At 56.0% G+C, this 20,797-nt stretch carries 21 protein-coding genes; 16 read left to right on the forward strand and 5 right to left on the reverse strand.

All coding sequences use genetic code 11. The features are described from left to right. Positions 1-66: 66 nt before the first annotated feature. Positions 67-966 (forward strand): carboxylate/amino acid/amine transporter, encoded by a 900-nt coding sequence (locus tag ACWKXX_RS13270; RefSeq protein ID WP_023295736.1) that lies wholly within the window; start codon positions 67-69, stop codon positions 964-966. On the opposite strand, the gene metR is transcribed toward ACWKXX_RS13270, so the two are convergent. Continuing rightward, positions 854-1,807 carry an HTH-type transcriptional regulator MetR gene (metR, locus tag ACWKXX_RS13275; protein ID WP_015570000.1) on the reverse strand — a complete coding sequence of 318 codons (954 nt, stop codon included), beginning with the start codon at positions 1,805-1,807 and terminating at the stop codon, positions 854-856. The genes ACWKXX_RS13270 and metR overlap by 113 nt on opposite strands. A gap of 116 nt (positions 1,808-1,923) precedes the next feature. Here metR and metE point away from each other — a divergent pair, with 116 nt between their 5' ends. Next, a complete protein-coding gene (metE, locus tag ACWKXX_RS13280; protein WP_017383582.1) occupies positions 1,924-4,185 on the forward strand; it encodes a 5-methyltetrahydropteroyltriglutamate--homocysteine S-methyltransferase in 2,262 nt (753 codons plus the stop codon). A 47-nt stretch (positions 4,186-4,232) separates the two neighbouring features. Here metE and ACWKXX_RS13285 read toward each other — a convergent pair whose 3' ends face one another. After that, the gene (locus ACWKXX_RS13285; protein WP_003860793.1) at positions 4,233-5,039 is read right to left on the reverse strand and encodes a dienelactone hydrolase family protein; all 807 of its coding nucleotides are present in this window, start codon (positions 5,037-5,039) and stop codon (positions 4,233-4,235) included. 259 nt (positions 5,040-5,298) lie between these two features. On the opposite strand from ACWKXX_RS13285, the gene udp reads away from it, so the two are divergent. The 9 genes from udp to tatD all read left to right on the forward strand — a co-directional run bounded on the left by udp (position 5,299) and on the right by tatD (position 13,208). Next, complete coding sequence (gene udp, locus ACWKXX_RS13290; RefSeq protein WP_003860792.1) at positions 5,299-6,060, forward strand: uridine phosphorylase; 762 nt, start codon at positions 5,299-5,301, stop codon at positions 6,058-6,060. A gap of 138 nt (positions 6,061-6,198) precedes the next feature. Further along, complete coding sequence (gene rmuC / locus ACWKXX_RS13295; RefSeq protein WP_017383581.1) at positions 6,199-7,656, forward strand: DNA recombination protein RmuC; 1,458 nt, start codon at positions 6,199-6,201, stop codon at positions 7,654-7,656. Positions 7,657-7,722: 66 nt separating this feature from the next. Then, positions 7,723-8,478 carry a bifunctional demethylmenaquinone methyltransferase/2-methoxy-6-polyprenyl-1,4-benzoquinol methylase UbiE gene (gene ubiE / locus ACWKXX_RS13300; protein WP_003860790.1) on the forward strand — a complete coding sequence of 252 codons (756 nt, stop codon included), beginning with the start codon at positions 7,723-7,725 and terminating at the stop codon, positions 8,476-8,478. A gap of 13 nt (positions 8,479-8,491) precedes the next feature. Further along, on the forward strand, positions 8,492-9,097 hold the full coding sequence (gene ubiJ, locus ACWKXX_RS13305) for a ubiquinone biosynthesis protein UbiJ (protein WP_023295740.1): 606 nt from the start codon (positions 8,492-8,494) through the stop codon (positions 9,095-9,097). Continuing rightward, positions 9,094-10,734: a ubiquinone biosynthesis regulatory protein kinase UbiB gene (gene ubiB / locus ACWKXX_RS13310; RefSeq protein WP_017694740.1), complete on the forward strand. Its 1,641-nt coding sequence runs from the start codon at positions 9,094-9,096 to the stop codon at positions 10,732-10,734. Before ubiJ ends, ubiB begins: the two co-directional genes overlap by 4 nt. Positions 10,735-10,810: 76 nt before the next feature. Further along, complete coding sequence (gene tatA / locus ACWKXX_RS13315; protein ID WP_003860787.1) at positions 10,811-11,065, forward strand: Sec-independent protein translocase subunit TatA; 255 nt, start codon at positions 10,811-10,813, stop codon at positions 11,063-11,065. Between the two features lie 3 nt (positions 11,066-11,068). Continuing rightward, entirely contained in the window at positions 11,069-11,611 is a 543-nt protein-coding gene (gene tatB / locus ACWKXX_RS13320) for a Sec-independent protein translocase protein TatB (RefSeq protein ID WP_163293977.1), read from the forward strand. A 2-nt stretch (positions 11,612-11,613) separates the two neighbouring features. Next, on the forward strand, positions 11,614-12,384 hold the full coding sequence (tatC, locus tag ACWKXX_RS13325) for a Sec-independent protein translocase subunit TatC (protein ID WP_015569997.1): 771 nt from the start codon (positions 11,614-11,616) through the stop codon (positions 12,382-12,384). A gap of 41 nt (positions 12,385-12,425) precedes the next feature. Further along, complete coding sequence (gene tatD, locus ACWKXX_RS13330; RefSeq protein WP_017694739.1) at positions 12,426-13,208, forward strand: 3'-5' ssDNA/RNA exonuclease TatD; 783 nt, start codon at positions 12,426-12,428, stop codon at positions 13,206-13,208. Here tatD and rfaH read toward each other — a convergent pair. Continuing rightward, a complete protein-coding gene (gene rfaH, locus ACWKXX_RS13335) occupies positions 13,205-13,696 on the reverse strand; it encodes a transcription/translation regulatory transformer protein RfaH (RefSeq protein WP_003860779.1) in 492 nt (163 codons plus the stop codon). The two genes, tatD and rfaH, sit on opposite strands and share 4 nt — an antisense overlap. A gap of 169 nt (positions 13,697-13,865) precedes the next feature. On the opposite strand from rfaH, the gene ubiD reads away from it, so the two are divergent. The 3 genes from ubiD (at position 13,866) to ACWKXX_RS13350 (ending at position 17,939) form a co-directional block, all read left to right on the forward strand. Further along, entirely contained in the window at positions 13,866-15,362 is a 1,497-nt protein-coding gene (gene ubiD / locus ACWKXX_RS13340) for a 4-hydroxy-3-polyprenylbenzoate decarboxylase (protein WP_023295742.1), read from the forward strand. Between the two features lie 39 nt (positions 15,363-15,401). Beyond that, positions 15,402-16,103 (forward strand): NAD(P)H-flavin reductase, encoded by a 702-nt coding sequence (fre, locus tag ACWKXX_RS13345; RefSeq protein WP_003860778.1) that lies wholly within the window; start codon positions 15,402-15,404, stop codon positions 16,101-16,103. A 216-nt stretch (positions 16,104-16,319) separates the two neighbouring features. Next, positions 16,320-17,939: an ABC-F family ATP-binding cassette domain-containing protein gene (locus ACWKXX_RS13350; protein WP_261665824.1), complete on the forward strand. Its 1,620-nt coding sequence runs from the start codon at positions 16,320-16,322 to the stop codon at positions 17,937-17,939. A gap of 38 nt (positions 17,940-17,977) precedes the next feature. On the opposite strand, the gene ACWKXX_RS13355 is transcribed toward ACWKXX_RS13350, so the two are convergent. Then, positions 17,978-18,265, reverse strand: coding sequence for an HTH-type transcriptional regulator (locus tag ACWKXX_RS13355; RefSeq protein ID WP_003860776.1), 288 nt, complete (start codon positions 18,263-18,265; stop codon positions 17,978-17,980). A 330-nt stretch (positions 18,266-18,595) separates the two neighbouring features. Here ACWKXX_RS13355 and ACWKXX_RS13360 point away from each other — a divergent pair, with 330 nt between their 5' ends. Further along, a complete protein-coding gene (locus ACWKXX_RS13360) occupies positions 18,596-19,306 on the forward strand; it encodes a DUF3053 domain-containing protein (protein ID WP_017383576.1) in 711 nt (236 codons plus the stop codon). A gap of 244 nt (positions 19,307-19,550) precedes the next feature. Then, a complete protein-coding gene (cspE, locus tag ACWKXX_RS13365) occupies positions 19,551-19,763 on the forward strand; it encodes a transcription antiterminator/RNA stability regulator CspE (RefSeq protein ID WP_003860775.1) in 213 nt (70 codons plus the stop codon). Positions 19,764-19,821: 58 nt separating this feature from the next. Here cspE and ghrB read toward each other — a convergent pair whose 3' ends face one another. Further along, positions 19,822-20,796, reverse strand: a complete 975-nt coding sequence (ghrB, locus tag ACWKXX_RS13370; protein ID WP_261665823.1) for a glyoxylate/hydroxypyruvate reductase GhrB — start codon at positions 20,794-20,796, stop codon at positions 19,822-19,824. Position 20,797: the final 1 nt, after the last annotated feature.

Raw genomic sequence — 20,797 nt, forward strand, 5'->3', positions numbered from 1 at the left:
TATTGTTCAGATGTCAACTAAAGAGTTCGCTACAATGCCTCTCCTTCTTTCTGAGAGACAAGCATTGTGGCGCTACTCATTATCACCACTATCCTGTGGGCCTTCTCCTTTAGTCTGATTGGCGAATACCTTGCCGGATCGGTCGACAGCTACTTCTCGGTACTGATGCGCGTGGGGCTGGCGGCGCTGGTGTTCCTGCCGTTCCTGCGTACCCGCGGGCAGTCGCTAAAAACGATACTGCTGTACATGCTGGTAGGCGCGATGCAGCTCGGCATCATGTACCTGTTCAGCTTCCGGGCCTACGTTTACCTGTCCGTCTCGGAATTTCTGCTCTTCACCGTGCTGACGCCGCTCTACATCACGCTGATATATGACTTGCTCAGCAGGCGCCGTTTGCGCTGGGGGTATCTGCTGAGCGCTGCGCTGGCAGTCATTGGCGCGGCGATTATTCGCTATGACAAGGTAAGCGATCACTTCTGGACCGGGCTGATGTTCGTCCAGCTCGCTAATATCAGCTTTGCCATCGGGATGGTGGGTTACAAACGTCTGATGGAGACCCGCCCGATGCCGCAGCATAACGCGTTTGCGTGGTTCTATATGGGCGCGGCGATTGTCGCGGTAGCGGCGTGGTTTCTGCTCGGCAATCCGCAAAAGCTGCCGACTACCTCCGTGCAGTGGAGCGTTCTGGTCTGGCTGGGCGTGGTGGCGTCGGGGCTGGGCTATTTTATGTGGAACTACGGCGCTACGCAGGTAGACGCCGGGACGCTGGGGATCATGAACAATGTGCACGTGCCGGCGGGGCTACTGGTGAACCTCGCCATCTGGCAGGAGCAGCCGCACTGGCCGAGTTTCCTTATTGGGGGAACGGTGATCCTGGCTTCGCTGTGGGTACATCGCCGCTGGGTCGCTCCGCGCTCCGCACAAACGGAAGATGGTCGCACGCGTGGTTCCGCGCTGAGCGAATAAACGCTTCCGTAATCGGCTGACGCTGCTCGCCGTCGCGCACGGCGGCGTACAGCCGGCTCCACAGTCCTTCACCCAGGGTTTTGGTGACCACCAGACCCTGGCGTTCAACCGTCTCGACCACCCAGTGCGGCAGCGCCGCAATCCCCATTCTGGCCGCCACCATCTGAATTAACAGCAGCGTGTTATCCACGCTTTTCAGCTGTGGGCTGATGCCCGCGGGTTGCAGGAAATGGCGCCAGATATCCAGACGACTGCGCTGTACCGGGTAAATCAGCAGCGTCTCCGTTGCCAGATCTTCCGGCGTGATACGCGTTTTAGCGGCCAGCGGATGGTCCGGGGCCAGCACCAGACGCACCTCAAAATCAAACATTGGCGAATAGTGCAGACCGCTGCGCGGCAGAATATCTGAGGTCATCACCAGATCCAGCTCACCCTGCTGAAGCGACGGCTGCGGATCAAACGTGACGCCGGATTTGAAGTCCATCTCCACCTGCGGCCACTTCTGGCGGAAGTTCTCAAGCGCGGGGGTCAGCCACTGAATACAGCTGTGACACTCGATGGCGATGCGCAGGGTGGTCTGCTGCGGCTCGTTGCATGACTGCAACGCGCTGGCAATCTGCGGCAGCACCTGGTTCGCCAGCTGAAGCAAAATTTCGCCCTGCGGCGTAAAGCGCAAGGGCTGGCTCTTGCGCACAAAAAGACGGAAGCCGAGGCGTTGTTCCAGATCGCTGAACTGGTGAGAAAGGGCAGACTGAGTCTGGTGCAGCGTGGCCGCTGCCGCCGCAAGAGAACCGCAGTTCCGCAACGCTTGTAGCGTTTTCAGGTGTTTTATCTCGATCATGAAAGTCCTTCACTTCGCCATGAACATTTTGCGCTTGAGGAATATACAGTACCTGCCAATTATAGAAGTGTAAACATCTGGACGTCTAAATAACGAATTTCTACAAGGGGTATGCCATGACAATCCGCACTCACACTCTCGGTTTCCCTCGCGTTGGTCTGCGTCGCGAGCTGAAAAAAGCGCAAGAAAGCTACTGGGCGGGTAACGCCACCCGCGAAGAACTGCTGGCGGTGGGGCGCGAGCTGCGCGCGCGTCACTGGGATCAGCAAAAACAGGCGGGCGTAGACCTGCTGCCGGTGGGCGATTTCGCCTGGTACGACCATGTTCTGACCACCAGCCTGCTGCTTGGCAACGTGCCGGCTCGTCATCAGAACAACGATGGATCGGTGGATATCGATACCCTGTTCCGCATCGGCCGTGGCCGCGCGCCAACGGGTGAGCCAGCGGCAGCGGCGGAAATGACCAAGTGGTTTAACACTAACTATCACTATATGGTGCCGGAATTCGTTAAGGGCCAGCAGTTCAAACTGACCTGGACCCAGCTTCTGGATGAAGTGGACGAAGCGCTGGCGCTGGGTCACCAGGTGAAACCCGTGCTGCTGGGGCCGGTCACCTACCTGTGGCTGGGCAAAGTGAAAGGCGAGCAGTTCGACCGCCTCAGCCTGCTGAACGATATTCTGCCGGTTTATAAGCAGGTGCTGATTGAGCTGGGCAAACGCGGTATTCAGTGGGTGCAAATCGATGAACCGGCGCTGGTGCTTGAGCTGCCACAGGCGTGGCTGGATGCCTTCAAACCGGCGTATGACGCGCTCACGGGCCAGGTGAAGCTGCTGCTGACCACCTATTTCGAGGGCGTAACGCCGAACCTCGACACCATTACCGCGCTGCCGGTTCAGGGTCTGCACGTTGATCTCGTTCACGGCAAAGACGATGTGGCAGAGTTGCACAAGCGTCTGCCTGCGGAGTGGCTGCTCTCAGCCGGTCTGGTGAATGGTCGTAACGTCTGGCGTGCCGATCTCACCGGGAAATATGCACAAATCAAGGACATTGTCGGTAAACGTGAATTGTGGGTAGCCTCTTCCTGTTCCCTGCTGCACAGCCCGATCGACCTGAGCGTGGAGACCCGACTCGACCCTGAGGTGAAAAGCTGGTTTGCCTTTGCCCTGCAAAAGTGTGAGGAGCTGGCTCTGCTGCGCGACGCGTTGAACAGCGGCGACACGGCAGCGATTACCGACTGGAGCGCCCCGATCCAGGCGCGCCGTCACTCGACGCGCGTGCATAACCCGGCGGTGGAAAAACGTCTGGCGGCCATCACTGCCCGGGACAGCCAGCGCCAGAGCCCGTATGAAGTGCGCGCCGAAGCCCAGCGTGCGCGCTTTAACCTGCCCGCATGGCCGACCACAACCATCGGCTCCTTCCCGCAGACTACCGAGATCCGCGGCCTGCGCCTGGACTTCAAAAAGGGCAATCTGGATGCGAATCACTACCGCACCGGCATTGCGGAGCACATCAAACAGGCGATCGTCGAGCAGGAACGTCTGGGTCTGGACGTGCTGGTGCACGGCGAGGCCGAGCGTAACGATATGGTGGAATACTTCGGTGAACACCTGGACGGCTTTGTCTTTACCCAGAACGGCTGGGTGCAAAGCTACGGCTCCCGCTGCGTGAAGCCGCCGGTGGTGATCGGTGACGTCAGCCGCCCGGAAGCGATCACCGTGGAGTGGGCGAAGTATGCCCAGTCTCTGACCGACAAACCGGTAAAAGGCATGCTGACGGGGCCGGTGACCATTCTCTGCTGGTCGTTCCCGCGTGAAGATGTATCCCGGGAAACCATCGCCAAACAGATCGCCCTGGCGCTGCGTGATGAAGTGGCGGATCTGGAAGCGGCGGGGATTGGCATCATTCAGATCGACGAACCGGCGCTGCGTGAAGGCTTGCCGCTGCGTCGCAGCGACTGGGATGCTTATCTGACGTGGGGCGTGGAGGCGTTCCGCCTGAACGCGGCCGTCGCGAAGGACGACACGCAGATCCACACCCACATGTGTTACTGCGAATTTAACGACATCATGGACTCCATTGCCGCGCTCGACGCCGATGTGATCACCATCGAGACCTCGCGTTCAGACATGGAGCTGCTGGAGTCGTTCGAAGAGTTCGACTACCCGAACGAAATCGGGCCGGGCGTGTATGACATTCACTCCCCTAACGTGCCGAGCGTGGAGTGGATTGAATCGCTGCTGCAAAAAGCCGCCCAGCGCATTCCGGCGGAACGCCTGTGGGTAAACCCGGACTGCGGCCTGAAAACTCGCGGCTGGCCTGAAACCCGCGCGGCGCTGGCGAACATGGTGCAGGCGGCGCAGAATTTGCGTCAGGCGTAGTGGGGCTGGATTGCCCGGTTGGCGCAGCCGCCACCGGGCTTTTTGTATTACGCTTTCTTCCCGCCGTACTGGCTGAACCACGCCAGCATTCTCTGCCAGCCATCTTTCGCCGATTCTGCGTGATAGCTCGGACGATAATCGGCATTAAACGCGTGTCCCGCATCCGGGTACACCACTATTTCGGCCTTCGCGTTTGCCGCCCGCAGCGCGTGGCGCATGGTCTCGACTGTATCAAGCGGAATGCCGGTATCCTGGCCGCCATACAGCCCTAGCACCGGGGCATTTAAATCGGTGGCGATATCAACTGGATGTTTCGGCGAGTTCAGGGTCTTTTCACCCACCAGTTTACCGTACCAGGCCACAGCGGCTTTCAGTTGCGGATTGTGCGCGGCATACAGCCAGCTAATGCGTCCGCCCCAGCAAAAGCCGGTCACCATCAGACGGTGCGGGTCGCCACCGTTGCGCGCCGCCCAGCTGGCAACGTGGTCGAGATCGGCCAGCACCTGCGCGTCCGGCACTTTGCTGACCAGGTTGCTGAACAGCGTCGGGATGTCGCTGTAATCATTCGGATCGCCCTGACGGAAGTAGAGTTCCGGCGCAACGGCCAGGTAACCTTCCAGCGCCAGACGGCGGCAGAGGTCGCGAATATGTTCATGAACGCCAAATATTTCCTGCACCACGATCACGATGGGCAGCGGGCCATCGGCAGATTTTGGCCGCGCGTGGTACGCTGGCATGTTCTCCCCCTGGGAGGGAATGGAGGTCTCGCCTGCGGTAATGGCCTCTTCAGGGGTTGAGACGATGGTTGAAGCATGCGGGGCCGCAGCAGGTGCAAAACCGGTTTTTTCAGTCATGGCATTCTCCGTACCAATGAATGGATTAGCGCAAAGATAAATATAGACACCAGGTTAACAATCCACAGTGCCTTATAGCGTCTATCTTTTGTGCAGCACCCGGCGATATAACTTGTTAGTGTGATGTGAATCACTATTTTATGGAAATTAACTGCAATCATTTTCATTCATGGTGAGGTGTGTCACGAAATAATGCACATTGCTTCTGTAAAGTACCGTTTTACTTCTTCTGACAAACCGACCCACAGAGGAGTCACCTATGTCTAAGTCTGATGTTTTTCATCTCGGCCTCACTAAAAACGATTTACAAGGGGCTACGCTTGCTATCGTCCCTGGCGATCCTGAGCGTGTGGAAAAGATCGCCGCGCTGATGGATAAGCCGGTTAAGCTGGCAGCGCATCGCGAATTCACCACCTGGCGCGCAGAGCTGGACGGTAAAGCGGTGATCGTGTGCTCTACCGGTATTGGTGGCCCGTCTACCTCTATCGCCGTTGAAGAGCTGGCGCAGCTGGGCATTCGTACTTTCCTGCGCATCGGCACCACAGGCGCCATTCAGCCGCACATCAACGTGGGCGACGTGCTGGTTACCACCGCATCCGTGCGTCTGGACGGGGCAAGCCTGCACTTTGCACCGATGGAATTCCCGGCAGTGGCCGATTTCGAATGCACCACCGCGCTGGTTGAAGCCGCGAAGTCCGTGGGCGCAACCACCCACGTGGGCGTAACTGCCTCTTCCGATACCTTCTACCCGGGCCAGGAGCGTTACGACACCTTCTCTGGTCGCGTGGTGAGCCGTTTCAAAGGCTCCATGGAAGAGTGGCAGTCGATGGGCGTCATGAACTACGAAATGGAATCTGCGACGCTGCTGACCATGTGCGCAAGCCAGGGTCTGCGTGCCGGTATGGTGGCGGGCGTTATCGTCAACCGTACCCAGCAGGAGATCCCGAACGCTGAAACCATGAAGCAGACTGAAAGCCATGCGGTGAAAATCGTGGTTGAAGCGGCGCGCCGCCTGATCTAATTCTCTCTTCAGTGCTGAAAGGCCGACATGCTCGGCCTTTTCTTTTTGCGTAACGCCTCGCAGGAAAACCCTTTCAAACTGGACGTTCATACAGCACAATTCTATTTTGTGCGGTAATACGTTGATGCAGGGGGCATTGTGGATATCTCAATCCTGATTTATGCAGTGATTGCGCTGGTGAGCGTGGGGATTGGCTGGCTCATTTCCGGCTACCAGCATGCGCAGCAGAAAGCCGAACAGCTGGCAGAGCGCGAAGAGATCGTCGCTGAACTTAGCGCGACGAAACAACAGCTTGCGCTGAGTGACCACTGGCGCGACGAATGCGAACTGCTCAATAACGAACTGCGCAATCTGCGTGATATCAATACCTCGCTGGAGGCCGATCTCCGTGAAGTGACCACCCGTCTTGAGTCCACCCAACTGCACGCGGAAGACAAAATCCGTCAGATGATCAACAGCGAGCAGCGTCTTAGCGAGCAGTTTGAGAACCTCGCGAACCGCATTTTTGAGCACAGCAATCGCCGCGTGGATGAGCAGAACCGCCAGAGCCTGAACAGCCTGCTGACGCCGCTGCGTGAACAGCTGGATGGCTTTCGCCGTCAGGTACAGGACAGCTTTGGTCAGGAAGCCCGCGAACGCCACACGCTGGCGCATGAAATTCGTAATCTCCAGCAGCTGAATGCGCAGATGGCGCAGGAGGCGGTTAACCTGACGCGCGCACTGAAAGGTGATAACAAAGCGCAGGGAAACTGGGGCGAAGTGGTCATGACGCGCGTGCTGGAGGCCTCTGGCCTGCGCGAAGGATACGAATACGAAACGCAGGTCAGCATTGAGAACGATGCGCGCTCGCGGATGCAGCCGGATGTCATTGTTCGTCTGCCACAGGGCAAAGATGTGGTTATCGACGCCAAAATGACGCTGGTGGCCTATGAGCGCTACTTCAACGCTGAGGATGACTACACCCGCGAAACAGCGTTGCAGGAGCACATCGCCTCCGTGCGTAACCATATCCGTCTGTTGGGCAGAAAAGATTATCAGCAGTTGCCGGGGCTGCGATCGCTGGATTATGTGCTGATGTTCATTCCGGTCGAGCCTGCGTTCCTGCTGGCGCTCGACAGACAGCCCGAACTGATCACCGAAGCGCTGAAAAATAACATTATGCTGGTCAGCCCCACCACGCTACTGGTGGCGTTACGTACCATTGCCAACCTGTGGCGCTATGAGCACCAAAGCCGTAACGCGCAGCAGATTGCCGATCGCGCCAGCAAGCTGTACGACAAAATGCGGCTGTTTGTGGACGATATGTCCTCGGTGGGGCAAAGCCTGGATCGCGCGCAGGATAACTACCGCCAGGCGATGAAAAAACTCTCCTCCGGGCGTGGCAATTTGCTGGCGCAGGCGGAGGCGTTTCGCAGCCTGGGGGTGGAAGTTAAACGCGAGATTAATCCGGAACTGGTGGAGCAGGCTACCGCTCAGGACGAAGAGTTTCGTCTGCGTGAAGGCGACGGTAAGCAAAATAGCCGCAATGAAGACAACGATTTAGCGGCGAGTTTATCCCCCGAAGCGCAGCCGGCGCGTTTCTTTCACGGTGGTTGAAACGTAGGGCAAATGCGCCCAATCTGTTACACTTCACGAACATTTGACTGATTAGCAGGCTCTGAGATGGTTGACGATTCACAAGACACAACGCACTTTGGCTTTCAGACTGTCGCCAAAGCGCAGAAAGCTGACATGGTGGCCCACGTATTTCATTCCGTGGCGGCGAAGTACGATGTGATGAATGATTTGATGTCATTTGGCATTCATCGCTTGTGGAAGCGCTTCACTATTGATTGCAGCGGCGTGCGCCGTGGACAAACGGTGCTGGATTTAGCCGGAGGCACAGGGGATCTGACCGCTAAATTCTCCCGTCTGGTTGGCGAAACCGGCCGCGTGGTGCTGGCGGATATCAACGACTCCATGCTGAAAATGGGACGCGAAAAGCTGCGTAATATCGGCGTGGTAGGCAACGTTGAATATGTTCAGGCCAACGCCGAAGCGCTGCCGTTCCCGGATAATACGTTCGACTGCATCACCATCTCTTTCGGTCTGCGTAACGTGACCGATAAAGATAAAGCGCTGCGCTCCATGTACCGCGTGCTTAAGCCGGGCGGTCGACTGCTGGTACTCGAGTTTTCTAAACCGATTATCGACCCGCTGAGCAAAGCTTACGATGCCTATTCCTTCCACGTTCTGCCGCGCATCGGCGAGCTGGTGGCAAACGATGCAGAAAGTTACCGTTATCTGGCCGAGTCCATCCGAATGCACCCGGATCAGGACACGCTGAAAGCGATGATGCAGGATGCGGAGTTTGAAAACGTGGAATACTTCAATATGACGGCGGGTGTCGTCGCGCTGCATCGTGGTTACAAGTTCTGAGTGGAGGTTTCCCGTGCCCATTAAACCCTTAGTCACCGCAGGCATCGAGAATGTACTGAATGCTTTTCTGTATCGCGCTCCGGCGTTGAAAACCGCACGTCAGCGGCTTAACGGAAAGGTGCTGCGCATCGTTTTAAAGGAGTTCTCGACGCCGCTTGTGCTGGTCTTCAGCGAACGCCAGCTTGACGTTCTGGGTGAGTGGGAAGGCGAGGCTGACTGCTCGGTGATTACGCACATGAGCGTATTGCCAAAACTGCGTGACCGTCAGCAGATGACGGCGCTTATTCGCAGCGGTGAGCTGGAGGTCGAAGGCGATATTCAGGTGGTACAGAACTTCGTTGCACTCAGCGATCAGGCTGAATTCGACCCGGCGGAACTGATGGCGCCCTATATCGGCGACATCGCGGCTGAAGGTATAAGCAAAACGCTGCGCACGGGTTCCGCTTTCCTTCGTAAAGGTCTGCTCCGTCAACAGCGCTACGCTGCCGAGGTGCTGACCGAAGAGTGGCGTATGGCGCCGGGGCCTTTAGAAGTCGCCTGGTTTGCAGAAGAGACCGCGGCAGTTGAGCGCGCAGTTGATGCGTTAACCAAACGGCTGGAAAAACTGGAGGGCAAATGACGCCTGGTGAAATTCGGCGCCTCTATTTTATCGTTCGCACCTTTTTGAGCTACGGGCTCGACGAGCTTATCCCCAGAATGCGTATCACCCTGCCGCTTCGGCTTTGGCGTCGCACGCTATTCTGGATGCCGAATCGCCATAAGGATCAGGAGCTGGGCGCACGCCTGCGTCTTGCGTTACAGGAGCTGGGCCCGGTCTGGATCAAGTTTGGGCAGATGCTCTCAACACGTCGCGACCTTTTCCCACCGCAGATTGCCGATCAGCTCGCGCTATTGCAGGACCGCGTTGCTCCGTTTGACGGAGAGAGAGCGAAGAAACAAATCGAAGAAGCGATGGGCAATATCCCCATCGAGACCTGGTTTGATGATTTCGATATTCAGCCCCTGGCCTCTGCCTCTATTGCGCAGGTTCACACCGCGCGCCTGAAGGAAAATGGCAAAGAGGTGGTCATCAAAGTGATTCGTCCGGATATCCTGCCGGTTATCAAAGCAGACATGAAGCTGATTTATCGCCTGGCTCGCTGGGTGCCGCGTCTGTTGCCGGATGGTCGCCGTCTGCGTCCGCTGGAAGTGGTTCGGGAATACGAAAAAACGCTGATTGACGAGCTTAACCTGCTGCGTGAATCGGCGAACGCCATTCAGCTGCGTCGAAACTTTGAAGACAGCCCGATGCTGTATGTTCCTGAAGTCTATTCTGACTATTGCAGTCAGAACATGATGGTGATGGAACGTATCTACGGTATTCCGGTCTCGGACGTGGCGGCGCTGGAAAAACAGGGCACCAACATGAAGCTGCTGGCCGAGCGTGGCGTGCAGGTCTTCTTTACTCAGGTTTTCCGCGACAGCTTCTTCCATGCAGACATGCATCCGGGCAACATCTTCGTCAGCTATGAGCACCCGGAAGATCCGAAATACATCGGCATCGACTGCGGTATTGTCGGCTCGCTGAATAAAGAGGATAAGCGTTATCTCGCCGAGAACTTTATCGCTTTCTTCAATCGCGACTACCGTAAGGTGGCCGAGCTGCACGTGGATTCAGGCTGGGTTCCGCCAGATACCAACGTGGAAGAGTTTGAATTTGCGATCCGCACCGTCTGTGAGCCGATTTTTGAAAAGCCGCTCTCGGAGATCTCTTTCGGACACGTCCTGCTCAACCTGTTCAACACCGCACGCCGTTTCAATATGGAAGTGCAGCCACAATTAGTTTTACTTCAGAAAACATTACTTTACGTTGAGGGCGTAGGCCGCCAGCTCTATCCTCAGTTAGACTTGTGGAAAACCGCGAAACCGTTCCTCGAATCCTGGATTAAGGATCAGGTCGGTATTCCAGCCCTGGTTCGCTCGCTTAAAGAGAAAGGCCCGTTCTGGATTGAAAAAATGCCTGAAATTCCTGAACTGGTTTACGACAGTTTGCGTCAGAGCAAGAACCTTCAGCACAGCATGGATAAAATCGCGCACGAGCTTCAATCCAGTCGCGTGCGTCAGGGGCAGTCCCGCTATCTCTTCGGAATTGGCGCGACGCTGCTGATAAGCGGCACGTTGCTGTTGATCAATCGTCCGGACTGGGAAATGATGCCAGCCTGGATTATGGCTGCCGGTGTGGTTGTCTGGCTTGCTGGCTGGCGAAAAACGCGCTGAATTAGCGTCGCTATCGAGAGATTGCATACGTATAATGCGATCTGACTAATTAATCATCTATCACTGGGGAACACGCATGGGTGGTATCAGTATCTGGCAGTTAGTGATCATTGCCGTCATCGTTGTGCTGCTGTTTGGCACGAAAAAACTCGGATCGATTGGTTCCGACCTGGGCGCGTCAATCAAAGGCTTCAAGAAAGCCATGAGCGATGATGAGAATAAGCAGGAAAAAACCAGTCAGGATGCTGATTTTACCGCTAAATCCATCGCCGATAAGCAGGACGAAGCCAAAAAGGAAGAGGCTAAACGTCACGATAAAGAGCAGGTGTAATTCGTGTTCGACATTGGTTTTGGTGAGTTACTGCTGGTCTTTGTGATTGGTCTGATTGTGTTGGGGCCGCAGCGTTTACCCGTTGCGGTGAAAACCGTCGTGGGCTGGGTGCGGGCGCTTCGCTCGCTGGCAACTACCGTGCAGAACGAACTGGCGCAGGAGCTGAAGCTTCAGGAATTTCAGGACAGCCTGAAAAAGGTTGAAAAGGCGAGTATGGACAACCTGACGCCGGAGCTGAAAGCATCAATGGATGAGTTGCGCGAAGCGGCTGAATCCATGAAGCGTTCTTACAGTATTAACGATCCTGAGAAGGCGAGCGATGAAGCAAACACCATCCACAATCCGGTGGTGAAGGGTAGCGAAGAGCAGCGCGAGGGTGTAACGCCTTCCAGCGCGGAGCATCAGGCTGCTTCGCCAGAGCAATCGCCGCAGGAGCCCGAAGTGAAAAAGCAGGTGCCGCCGGAAGAGCCCGTGGTCAGAACGGCTGAGGTAAAACCCGCCGCGCCCGTTTCCGAATCATCCCCCTCGTCGAGTGATAAAGCGTAAACATGGCAGTAGATGATACTCAACCGCTTATTACGCACCTCATTGAGCTGCGTAAGCGCCTGTTAAACTGCATTATTGCGGTTTTCCTCATTTTTTTATGTCTGGTCTATTTTGCCAACGATATCTATCAGGTGGTTTCCGCGCCGCTGATTAAACAGATGCCTCTGGGCGCGACGATGATTGCAACAGACGTTGCTTCACCGTTCTTTACCCCGATCAAACTGACCTTCTGGGTGTCGTTGATTGCCTCTGCGCCGGTCATTCTGTATCAGGTCTGGGCATTTGTGGCGCCCGCGCTGTACAAGCATGAACGCAAGCTGGTTATTCCGCTGCTGGTGTCCAGTTCGCTGCTGTTTTATATCGGCATGGCGTTCGCCTACTTCGTTGTCTTCCCGCTGGCCTTCGGCTTCCTGACGCATACCGCGCCGGAAGGGGTACAGGTGTCGACGGACATCGCCAGCTACCTCAGCTTCGTGATGGCGCTGTTTATGGCCTTTGGTGTCGCCTTCGAGGTGCCCGTAGCAATTGTCCTGCTCTGCTGGGTGGGGGTGACCACGCCTGACGATCTGCGTAAGAAGCGCCCGTACATCCTGGTGGGGGCATTTGTCGTAGGTATGCTGTTAACGCCACCGGACGTCTTCTCGCAAACCTTACTGGCGATACCTATGTACTGCCTGTTTGAAGTCGGCGTGTTCTTCGCTCGTTTCTACGTCGGAAAGGGGCGTACCCGGGACGAAGAAGACGAGCCGTCTGAAGAGACCACTAAAGAATAAAACCAACCGCCCGTCAGGGCGGTTGTCATATGGGGATACGTATGTTTGATATCGGGCTTAACCTCACCAGCGCCCAGTTTGCGAAAGACCACGATGAGGTGGTGGCGCGCGCCTTTGCCGCCGGCGTGGGTGGGCTGCTACTGACGGGAACGAATCTGCATGAGAGTGAGCAGGCACGGCAGCTGGCGCAACGCTATCAACACTGCTGGTCCACCGCAGGCGTGCATCCTCATGACAGCAGCCAGTGGACGCATGAAAGCGCTGAGGCGCTTCATCGTCTGGCACAAACGCCAGAAGTGGTTGCCATTGGCGAATGCGGGCTTGATTTCAACCGTAACTTCTCGACGCCTGAAGAGCAGGAGAAGGCATTTACCGCCCAGCTCGCGCTGGCAGCAGAGCTGGAGATGCCGGTGTTTATGCACTGTCGCGATGCGCATGAACGTTTTATGGCGCTACTGGAACCCTGGCTGGAGAAACTGCCGGGCGCGGTGTTGCACTGCTTTACGGGCTCCCGTCAGGAAGCGCTGGATTGCCTGAACCGCGGGCTGTATTTGGGTATCACGGGCTGGGTCTGCGATGAGCGTCGTGGGCTGGAACTGCGTGAGCTGTTACCCGTTATCCCGGCCGATCGTTTGCTGCTGGAAACGGATGCGCCGTATCTGTTGCCCCGGGATATGCAGCCCAAACCGCCATCACGACGTAATGAACCGGCCTACCTGGGGCATATTGCTGAGCGAGTGGCGCACTGGCGCGGAGAAGATGCCCAGTGGCTGGCAGCACAAACCGATGATAACGTGCGTCGTCTGTTCGGCGTGCAGTTCTAAACTTTGCGGAAATCGGTGTTTTTAACGCTCTGCAACACCTCTTTGTTCAGCAGGTTGAGCAGCAGCATGGAGCGCGCTTCACCGTCCGGCTCAGCGAAGATGGCCTGTAACCCTTCAAAGGCGCCTTCGGTGATCACCACGCTGTCGCCGGCATAAGGGGTTTCCGGATCGGTAATATCTTCAGGCTGCTGGTAGACAGAAAGCTGATGAATAACCGATGACGGTACTCTTGCCGGATGGGCGCCAAAACGCACAAAATGGCTGACGCCGCGCGTGGCGCTGATCGTCGTGGTGTGGATCACTTCGGGGTCGAACTCGACGAACAGATAGTTCGGGAACAGAGGCTCACTGACGGTCGTGCGTCTTCCACGCTGCATTTTTTCAAGCGTGATCACGGGTGTCAGGCAGTTAACAGACTGACGTTCAAGATGTTCCTGCGCGCGCTGAAGTTGCCCGCGTTTGCAATACAGTAAATACCAGGCCTGCATAATCACTCTTCCCATTGTTCGGGGCGCAAGCATACCAAAACCCTGGCGGGATCGCTAAGGTGATTATAATGGCGAAAAAGAGAGTAAGTCGTGGAAGTTCACGCTAATTTAACAAAATTACAGCATCACGCGGTCTTACGCCGTATAATGAAGCGCTTACAGAGAGGCCATGATTAACTGCATGAAATACCACGATCTACGCGACTTCCTGGCGCTGCTGGAAAAGCAGGGCGAACTCAAACGCATTACGCTTCCTGTTGATCCGTATCTGGAAATGACAGAAATCGCTGACCGCACCTTGCGCGCGGGCGGCCCGGCGTTGCTGTTTGAAAACCCAAAAGGCTACGCCATGCCGGTGCTGTGCAACCTGTTTGGCACACCTCGCCGCGTGGCGCTGGGGATGGGACAGGAAGATGTCACGGCGTTACGTGAAGTGGGCAAACTGCTGGCCTTTCTTAAAGAGCCGGAGCCGCCAAAAGGGTTCCGCGACCTGTTCGACAAGCTGCCGCAGTTTAAGCAGGTGCTGAACATGCCCACCAAACGCCTGCGCGGTGCGCCGTGCCAGCAAAAAGTGCTGGAAGGCGATGCGGTGGATCTGACCAAAATTCCCATCATGCAGTGCTGGCCTGACGATGCCGCACCGCTGATCACCTGGGGCCTCACCGTGACGCGTGGGCCGCATAAAGAGCGTCAAAACCTCGGCATTTACCGCCAGCAGCTGATTGGCAAAAACAAGCTCATCATGCGCTGGTTGTCCCATCGCGGCGGGGCGCTGGATTTCCAGGAGTGGTGCGCGGCCCATCCGGGCGAACGCTTCCCGGTTTCCGTCGCGCTGGGTGCCGATCCGGCAACCATTCTGGGCGCGGTGACGCCTGTTCCTGATACGCTGTCTGAATATGCCTTTGCAGGGCTGCTGCGCGGCACCAAAACCGAAGTGGTGAAGTGCATCTCCAATGACCTGGAAGTACCGGCCAGCGCAGAGATTGTGCTGGAAGGTTACATTGAACAGGGCGAGCTGGCGCCCGAAGGGCCGTACGGCGACCACACCGGCTATTACAACGAAGTGGATAACTTCCCGGTGTTCACCGTCACGCACATTACCCAGCGTGAAGATGCCATCTATCACTCCACCTATACCGGCCGTCCACCCGACGAACCGGCGGTGCTTGGCGTGGCGCTGAACGAAGTGTTTGTGCCGATCCTGCAAAAGCAGTTCCCGGAAATCGTTGATTTTTATCTGCCGCCGGAAGGGTGTTCGTATCGCCTGGCGGTGGTGACGATGAAGAAGCAGTATGCCGGTCACGCTAAGCGCGTGATGATGGGCGTATGGTCTTTCCTGCGCCAGTTTATGTATACCAAGTTTGTGATTGTCTGCGATGATGACGTCAATGCCCGCGACTGGAATGACGTCATCTGGGCCATCACCACGCGTATGGATCCGGCGCGTGATACGGTGTTAGTGGAAAACACGCCGATTGATTACCTGGACTTTGCCTCGCCGGTTTCCGGACTTGGCTCAAAAATGGGACTGGATGCCACGAACAAATGGCCTGGCGAAACCGACCGTGAATGGGGTCGCCCGATCGAAAAAGATCCTGCCGTGACCGCGCGAATTGACGCGATCTGGGACGAGCTGGCCATAATGAATAACGGTAAGGCAGAATAAGACCGTTTAGCCCTATAGACTTCCCGACAGAGAGAGCGAATGACAACCTTAAGCTGTAAAGTGACGTCGGTAGATGCTATTACCGACACCGTATATCGCGTCCGTTTGGTTCCTGAAGCGGCATTCTCATTCCGTGCCGGTCAGTACCTGATGGTCGTGATGGATGAGCGTGATAAGCGTCCTTTCTCTATGGCCTCAACGCCAGCAGAGAAGGAATTTATTGAGCTGCATATTGGTGCGTCTGAGCTTAACCTGTACGCGATGGCCGTGATGGACCGCATCCTGAAAGAGCGTGAAATCGTGGTCGATATTCCTCATGGCGAGGCCTGGCTGCGTGAAGACGAAGACCGTCCGCTGATCCTGATTGCCGGTGGCACGGGCTTCTCTTATGTCCGCTCTATTCTGCTGACCGCGCTGGCGCGCAACCCGAATCGCGATATCACCATCTACTGGGGCGGCCGTGAAGAGAAGCATCTTTACGATCTGTCTGAGCTGGAAGCGCTGAGCGTAAATCATCCAAACCTGCGCATCGAGCCGGTTGTCGAGCAGCCTGAAGAGGGCTGGCGCGGGCGCAGCGGTACGGTGCTGACTGCGGTATTGCAGGATCATGGGACGCTGGCCGGGCACGATATCTATATTGCCGGTCGCTTTGAAATGGCAAAAATTGCCCGCGACCTGTTCTGCAACGAGCGTGACGCGCGGGAAGATCGTCTGTTTGGCGATGCGTTTGCGTTTATCTGATTGAGAGACCCGCTTCGGCGGGTTTTTTACGCTCGGGCATTAGCCTGGTGAAAATTTAACCTTGAAATGGGCGGCGCATTGCCGTTATTCTTGTTCCCGTTAAATTTCGCCCTCAGGAGCGCCCCCCAAAAATGAACAAACACGACTGATGAATTTCGATCCTTGCTCAACGCACCGCGTCGGCAGGGGATGTTTTGATTTCATTCAGGAGTGCTTATGGCTCATTTTGCGCAGTCCCCCTCTTTTATTTTGCATCAGGTCACCTGTCAGTTTGCGACGGGCGATATCCTTTTTGGTCCGCTGAATCTTTCTCTGGATGCGTCAGTGTGCGCGCTGGTTGGCCGCAACGGCAGCGGTAAAACACGTCTTCTGCGGCTGCTGGCAGGGGTTGATGAACCCGCCAGCGGTCATATTGAGCGCTTTGGTACACACGTCTATGTGGCGCAGCAGCAGGATATTTCTGCGGATACGACGCTTGCCGGACTGCTTGGTTACGACGCGATCTTTGCGGCGCGCACGCGCATCGACAGCGGTCATTATGAACCCGACGATCTCGACACGCTCGATGGTTACTGGGATCTGGCTGAACGGCTGAGCCAGGCTTTTATCACTGCAAAACTTCCCCCTTTTGACCCGAATAAACGCGTGGCAGAGCTGAGTGGCGGTGAGCGCATTCGTGCCTTGCTGTGCAGCGCATTCACCGCGGATGCTGACTACCTGCTGCTGGACGAACCGACCAACCACCTCGACAGGCAAGGCCGCGTGTGGTTCTACGAGCAGCTATCCCGGTATCAGGGCGGGGTGCTGGTGGCCTCTCACGACCGTGAGTTGCTGGCCCAGGTGCCGCGAATCCTTGAACTGAGCGCGTTGGGCTTGCGCAGCTACGGTGGGAATTATGCTGACTATCGAACCCAGCGTGATGCTGAGCAGCTGGCTGCCCGCGCCGCGCTGGAGCATGCTGCCACCGAACGCAAGCGTACCCGCGCCCGTATGCATAAAGAGCATGACGACAGCCTGCGGCGTTCAGCCAAAACGCTTCGCACGGTCGACAGCCTTAACATCGCCTCGTTTGAACGGGTCAAATACAAAGGGGCGGCGAAAGAGCGTATTGGTTCCTGGAAAAAACAGCATAGCGATCAAAATCATGCTCTGAACGCTGCGGTCAACCAGGCACGCGAGCGGGTTGAAGAGGATAACGCGGTGATGTTTACCCTGCCGGGCAGTGAAATCCCGGAAGGAAAACAGGTGCTGGTGCTGGAAGAACTGGTGCTTCCGCATGTGCCTGTCTCCCCGATAAACTGGCGAATGGATGGCCCGATGCGCGTGGCGCTACGCGGGCCGAACGGCTGTGGAAAATCCACGCTGTTGAAAGTGATGTTGGGCGAAACCGCCCCTGCCACGGGAACCTGTAAGGTCTCCGTCAGGTGTGCTTATCTCGATCAGCATCTTTCCCGGCTGGATCTGTCGCAGTCGGTGATGACACACCTTAGCCTGGGCAATACGCCGCTCGAAGAGGGGGCGCTGCGTACCCGTTTAGCGCAGCTTCAGTTGGGCGCAGAGAAAGTGACACTACCACTGGCCGAACTGAGTGGCGGCGAGCGCCTGAAGGCCGCGCTGGCCTGCGTATTGTGGCGTGAAGCGGCAACGCAGCTGTTGCTTCTGGATGAGCCGACCAACCATCTTGATCTGGCCTCTGTTCAGGCCATAGAAGCGGCCTTAGCCGATTACCCCGGCGCGCTGCTGGTGGTGTCGCACGATGAAGCCTTTCTGGCAGGGCTGAAGCTGACGCATGAACTGGTATGGGAAGAGACGGGATGGCGATGTGAAAGCCTGTAAACACAAGCCCCCGCAAGGGCGGGGGCAAACAAACTTTATCAGGCTAACTGCTTGCGAAGGTCAGGGTTTGCCTGGATCAGGCGCATCAGCTTTAGCTCGGCTGGGGTAGGTTTTTCACGTTTTGACTCCCACTCCAGCACCATCGCTACGCTGACACCCATCGCTCTTGCGAATTCATCTGTTTTCAGGCCCGATCCTTTACGTAAACGCTCAAATTCACTAAAAGGATTGGACTTTTGATTCAGGGTAACCGTCGGCGGTACATCTTTAAAAATAATCTGTTCCAGGCTGCTCAGCAGCTCAAACTCAGGATCTTTTAATTCCATTGAGAACTCCTCATAAATCACACATCGGGATCATGAACATCAGAGAGCCTGTTAAGAATAGTCCCTAAACCAGACACAGGATCGTCACGGCTGTGATTAATTGTGCGATAACGATCGCTTTACGCGTTTCAGCTATATGGATAGTTATGCTAATTACCTGATTAGTCATATGTAGGGATGCACAGGTATTTTTTTGTAAATAGTCAGTACAAAAACGGGAATACCCGTTTTGCATGAAAACTCTATCTTGCAAGGCTGACCTGGACTATCCTTGTCAGCGTTGGGCACGCGTGTGCCGGTGTGCGCTTTTTGGGTGAAAGGAGTAATAAAATGGCGACAGGAAAGTCCTGCTCTCGCTGGTTTGCGCCTATTGCGGCGTTGTTGATGGTTGTTAGCCTGAGTGGGTGTTTCGATAAAGAAGGCGATCAGCGCAAAGCGTTTATCGATTTTCTACAGAATACAGTGATGCGTAGCGGCGAGCGTTTACCAACGCTGACTGCGGATCAGAAAAAACAGTTTGGTCCATTCGTGTCGGATTACGCCATTCTGTATGGCTATTCACAGCAGGTAAGCCAGGCGATGGATTCCGGTATTCGCCCGGTAGTGGATAGCGTGAATGCCATCCGCGTTCCACAGGATTATATGACCCAGCGCGAACCGCTGCGCCAGTCAAATGGCGCGCTTGGGGTACTGAGCCAGCAGCTGCAAAATGCCAAAATGCAGGCTGATGCGTCGCGTTCCGCGTTGAAGCAGGGCGAGGATCTCAAACCGGTCTATGACCAGGTGTATGAGAAAGTCGTGACCAAGCCGTCAAACGCCTTGCAACCGCTGATCCCGGCGGCGCAGGTCTTTACTCAGCAGCTGGTTCAGGTGGGTGACTTTATCAGTGAACAAGGTACGCAGGTGAGCTTCGTCTCTAACGGTATCCAGTTCCCGACCTCCCAGCAGGCGAGCCAGTACAACGCGCTGATCGGGCCGCTCGCGTCCCAGCATCAGGCCTTTAGCCAGGCCTGGAGCGCAGCGGTCGCTGCTACGGAATAAGAAAAACCCCCGCTTCGGCGGGGTTTTTTTTATGCTTGATGAAAATAACGCTTGTCATTCATCTACCACATCGGTATAACTATGTTCGTCGGTTTGTTACACAGACCTAAAGCAGTTTAGTAAAGCAGTCCAGATTGTTATCCATAGATACCCTTCGTAGTGACCCTTCCTTCATCGCTTAAAAATCTGTAACGCAATCCATCAAGCCGGAAGGCACAATATATTTGTTAATAAGGTAATTTCTATGTCTGCTAAAATGACTGGTCTGGTAAAATGGTTCAACGCTGATAAAGGTTTCGGCTTCATCACTCCTGACGATGGCTCTAAAGACGTGTTCGTACACTTCTCTGCTATCCAGAACGATGGCTACAAATCTCTGGATGAAGGTCAGAAAGTTTCCTTCACCATCGAAAGCGGCGCTAAAGGCCCAGCAGCTGGTAACGTTGTAAGCCTGTAAGCTTCCAACCCAGTAGCACAAAATTCAAAAACCCGCCTTCTGGCGGGTTTTTTCGTTTCTACTGTTGTATCTGTGGGTTAACGCAGTTCTTATCCACTTTACCGCCGAGCGCGGCAATCAGGTTATCCACGGCGGTCGCCGCCATATTGTAGCGTGTTTCATGAGTGGCAGAGCCGATGTGAGGCAGGGCGACGACGTTCGGCATGGTCAGTAGCGGAGAATCCACCGGCAGCGGCTCCTGTTCAAACACGTCCAGACCGGCGGCGTGGATCTCACCGTTTTGCAGTGCCTCAATCAGCGCCTTCTCATCGACCACCGGACCACGACCCGCGTTGATGAAAATGGCCGATTTCTTCATCTTTTCAAACGCCGCTTTGCCGATGAGATGACGCGTTTCATCCGTCAGCGGCAGGATCAGGCAGACAAAGTCGGCTTCCCGCAACAGCGTATCAAGCTCGCAGTAGCGGGCATTGAAACGTTCTTCAGCTTCAGTGTGGTGACGGCGTGCGTTATACAGAATGGGCATGCTGAAGCCGAAATGCGCGCGCTGTGCCAGTGCCAGACCGATGCGGCCCATCCCAACAATCCCCAGCGTTTTGCCATGAACGTCCACGCCGAACCAGTCCGGGCCAATGCTTTTCGTCCATTCGCCCGCTTTCACGCGCTCGGCCACTTCCACCACGCGACGGGCGGTGCTGAGCACCAGCGCCATCAGCGTGTCGGCGACGGTTTCCGTCAGGGCATGCGGCGTGTGCATCAGCAGGATGTTGCGTGCGTTTAGCGCATCCACGTCGAAATTGTCGTATCCCACCGAAACGGTTGAGGTAGCACGAAGCTTCGGCATTTTCACCAGCAGCGCTGCATCCACCTTTTCGCTCGAACCCAGCAGACCCTCGGCGCTGGCAAACGCGTCGGCGTGCTGCGCCACGGTTTCCGGGCTGAGGTTCTTGACCCGGGTAACGGTAAAGTGTTCTTCCAGGCGTTTTTGCAGATCTTCAGGCAGTGCTTTGTACAAAATGACGGACGGCTTCATG

This window comes from Enterobacter sp. UPMP2061, assembly GCF_053709615.1.

Excerpts from the sequence above, each read along its gene's own strand:
- metR (WP_015570000.1), bottom strand. The coding sequence starts at position 1,807 with ATGATCGAGATAAAACACCTGAAAACGCTACAAGCGTTGCGGAACTGC.
- metE (WP_017383582.1), top strand. The coding sequence starts at position 1,924 with ATGACAATCCGCACTCACACTCTCGGTTTCCCTCGCGTTGGTCTGCGT.
- ACWKXX_RS13285 (WP_003860793.1), bottom strand. The coding sequence starts at position 5,039 with ATGACTGAAAAAACCGGTTTTGCACCTGCTGCGGCCCCGCATGCTTCA.
- udp (WP_003860792.1), top strand. The coding sequence starts at position 5,299 with ATGTCTAAGTCTGATGTTTTTCATCTCGGCCTCACTAAAAACGATTTA.
- ubiE (WP_003860790.1), top strand. The coding sequence starts at position 7,723 with ATGGTTGACGATTCACAAGACACAACGCACTTTGGCTTTCAGACTGTC.
- ubiB (WP_017694740.1), top strand. The coding sequence starts at position 9,094 with ATGACGCCTGGTGAAATTCGGCGCCTCTATTTTATCGTTCGCACCTTT.
- tatA (WP_003860787.1), top strand. The coding sequence starts at position 10,811 with ATGGGTGGTATCAGTATCTGGCAGTTAGTGATCATTGCCGTCATCGTT.
- tatC (WP_015569997.1), top strand. The coding sequence starts at position 11,614 with ATGGCAGTAGATGATACTCAACCGCTTATTACGCACCTCATTGAGCTG.
- tatD (WP_017694739.1), top strand. The coding sequence starts at position 12,426 with ATGTTTGATATCGGGCTTAACCTCACCAGCGCCCAGTTTGCGAAAGAC.
- rfaH (WP_003860779.1), bottom strand. The coding sequence starts at position 13,696 with ATGCAGGCCTGGTATTTACTGTATTGCAAACGCGGGCAACTTCAGCGC.
- ubiD (WP_023295742.1), top strand. The coding sequence starts at position 13,866 with ATGATTAACTGCATGAAATACCACGATCTACGCGACTTCCTGGCGCTG.
- fre (WP_003860778.1), top strand. The coding sequence starts at position 15,402 with ATGACAACCTTAAGCTGTAAAGTGACGTCGGTAGATGCTATTACCGAC.
- ACWKXX_RS13350 (WP_261665824.1), top strand. The coding sequence starts at position 16,320 with ATGGCTCATTTTGCGCAGTCCCCCTCTTTTATTTTGCATCAGGTCACC.
- ACWKXX_RS13355 (WP_003860776.1), bottom strand. The coding sequence starts at position 18,265 with ATGGAATTAAAAGATCCTGAGTTTGAGCTGCTGAGCAGCCTGGAACAG.
- ACWKXX_RS13360 (WP_017383576.1), top strand. The coding sequence starts at position 18,596 with ATGGCGACAGGAAAGTCCTGCTCTCGCTGGTTTGCGCCTATTGCGGCG.
- cspE (WP_003860775.1), top strand. The coding sequence starts at position 19,551 with ATGTCTGCTAAAATGACTGGTCTGGTAAAATGGTTCAACGCTGATAAA.
- ghrB (WP_261665823.1), bottom strand. The coding sequence starts at position 20,796 with ATGAAGCCGTCCGTCATTTTGTACAAAGCACTGCCTGAAGATCTGCAA.